Annotated in this window: 4 protein-coding genes; all 4 read right to left on the reverse strand. The window is 30.6% G+C overall.

All coding sequences use genetic code 11. From position 1 onward, the window contains the following. Positions 1-171: DUF3850 domain-containing protein (locus ACW2QF_RS18985; RefSeq protein WP_455717589.1), on the reverse strand; the 171-nt coding region annotated here is incomplete at its 3' end. Between the two features lie 95 nt (positions 172-266). Next, positions 267-617 (reverse strand): hypothetical protein, encoded by a 351-nt coding sequence (locus tag ACW2QF_RS18990; protein ID WP_455717584.1) that lies wholly within the window; start codon positions 615-617, stop codon positions 267-269. A 235-nt stretch (positions 618-852) separates the two neighbouring features. Further along, positions 853-1,359, reverse strand: a complete 507-nt coding sequence (locus tag ACW2QF_RS18995; RefSeq protein ID WP_455717585.1) for a GNAT family N-acetyltransferase — start codon at positions 1,357-1,359, stop codon at positions 853-855. A gap of 406 nt (positions 1,360-1,765) precedes the next feature. Continuing rightward, complete coding sequence (locus ACW2QF_RS19000; RefSeq protein ID WP_455717586.1) at positions 1,766-2,326, reverse strand: GNAT family N-acetyltransferase; 561 nt, start codon at positions 2,324-2,326, stop codon at positions 1,766-1,768. Positions 2,327-2,552 lie beyond the last annotated feature (226 nt).

Below are 2,552 nucleotides of genomic sequence, written 5' to 3' on the forward strand. Positions count from 1 at the left end.
ACTCTCCGACAAATAATCATCTTTGTTATTTACCGGTTTGTTTGTTAATTCGTTTAGTCCGATAAAGTCACCAACACAAAAATCCCTATCATTCTTTCTTACTTCAAATGTCTTCTTACCTGATGCAACATCAAGAAAGTATTCTGCCGTTGTTTTTAATTGATGTAACATAATGTCATCCTTTCCTGAAATTCTAGTTGATACAACTTTAAATATACAAAAATAGAACTGTTTATCAATCACTTGATGCAACAGTTCTACACAGATTATTTAACACTTTTAAAGATTTCTTCAGCTTCACTGGAACTTGTTTCTAATAAGAATTTTCCGTTCTGCAACCATTCTGCCATCATATCATTTTCTTTTTTAGCACTTTCTAATTCCTTACTTGATTTATACTGATAGATCTTAACAGGTGAATTATCAATATAGAAAATTACACCGTCTTCTGCATTAATTGATGAATACATAGGTTCATCAACTTCAAGCTCGTAGCCCTGATCTTTAAATGCATTTACAAAATCATCAAGCGTACGGCTATCTGCCTCTTCAGTTTTCCCGCAACCTACTAATGTAGCTACCAATACTAGCATTAATAACACTATGCTTTTTTTCATATCGTACCTCCAAATCTTTTGGGTATATTATACTACAGTTTAATGAAATTTATACATATTATTAACCTTTTGATTTTCTTTTTGCCCTCACATTCTCTTTCTTTTCATCTTCTATCTTAATTCGAATAGAAACAATAATAAAGACCTTTTCATTTTCGTCAAGTGCAATGAATTGAAATGGCAATATTTTAAGTTTATGAACGCAATATGGGCGTAATTAGACTCACTATCACCTTCACGTATTAGAATAATGTATTAAATCAAGTACAAAATTGTTTCGCTTAAATCCATTTTCTTCTATATGTGATTGTTTTAATCCGATTTTCATCAATACAGCTGCACTTGCTGGATTTTCAGATACTGCTTCTGCTTTAATAATGGCATTTGGGTATTCATTCAAAACATAATGCATTATTGCACTCGCTGCTTCGCTTGCATAACCATACCCCCAGTGAACTCGAGATATTTGATAATAAAGCCCATAAACAAAATTGCCTTTATCCATACAAATGCAACCAACCATACCAATAGCTTTATTATTTAGCAGAATAACAAAGCGGTCTATAAAGTCTTTGTCTGTCCGATTTATCTGATGTTCAATTAAGTTAATACATTCATCAATAGTGGTCAATAAAGGTGTAAATGTATATTTTATTACTTCAAAATCGCTCCATAGTTCAAAGAAATCATTTGCATATTTAACATCAAACCCAACCAATTCAAGCCGTTTTGTTTTCAGCATACTACACCTCCAAATATAAATAATCTTCACAATAAGAATACTACATATTTTACCAACTATCAATATTCAGTTATCAATGTACTTCGTTCTCTAAATCCTAATTGTTTATTTCTTTTAAGCATGATTTACATGTCACTTTGCTCATATTATTCGTTACTTTTTTTCTTTGATATCCGCACTTAGCCATTCTATAACAATTTCTTTTATTCTCAGCAAATGATGGCACTTTTCTATCACAATCCTATAAATGGACTTTCATATAGCCCTTCTTTCTGTAAATTTTAGTTTTAGGTACAAAAAAACTACCAACTCAATACTAATAGTTGATAGTCAAGAGATACATACTAATTAGTTACCTTTGAATTATACTCATTTAGGGTAGTTGTATATAAAAAAGAATTTGTCGCTACAACCCCTTTAATATCCGCCATTCATCTTCCAAAATAGCCATCAGAATATCATCTGCATATTTACCTCCATCTATAACAGTATCGCGAAGAACCCCCTCATGTTTAAAGCCTGCTTTTAGATATACTTTTTCAGCCGCTGTATTAAAAGAATAAACATCTAATTCTAGACGATGTAACTTTAATTCTTCAAATGCAAAATCTCGTGTGGTTTCTACTACCCAAGTACCAATACCTTTTCCTCGTTCTTCGGAATGAAAAATCCCAATACGAAAATTTGCACACCTTAAATCCCAATCAATTTCATTTATTACACTTTCTCCAATTATACGACCGTCTGGTGCAGTAATCAAAAAGAAGTATCTATCATCTTCGTTGAGAGATTTTAAAAAGAAAGAAACTACTTCTTCTTTTGTAAATACTTCTTTACAACCAGTCAAACGTGCAACTTCTTTATCTAATGGGCAATAGTTTTGATTAAAATAGCTTTCAGCATCTTCTGTCTGTGCTGACCGTATTATAAATCCATCTTTTTCCCATATGTATTTCTTATCAATCATTATTCCTCCTAAAATTGCCATTTGTCACTCTATTAGTTTATATAAATAATCTTTACATAAAGAGTACTATATATTTTACCAACTATCAATATTAAGTTTTCAATGTACTTAGTTCTTTAAATATCAATTTAGTTAAACTTAATCATAAAAAAACTACCAACTCATATTGAAAGCTAGTAGTTTAGGTATAATTATTAATTATTATATTTGAAAATCACCGACAAAT

The organism is Anaerosporobacter sp., assembly GCF_965301125.1.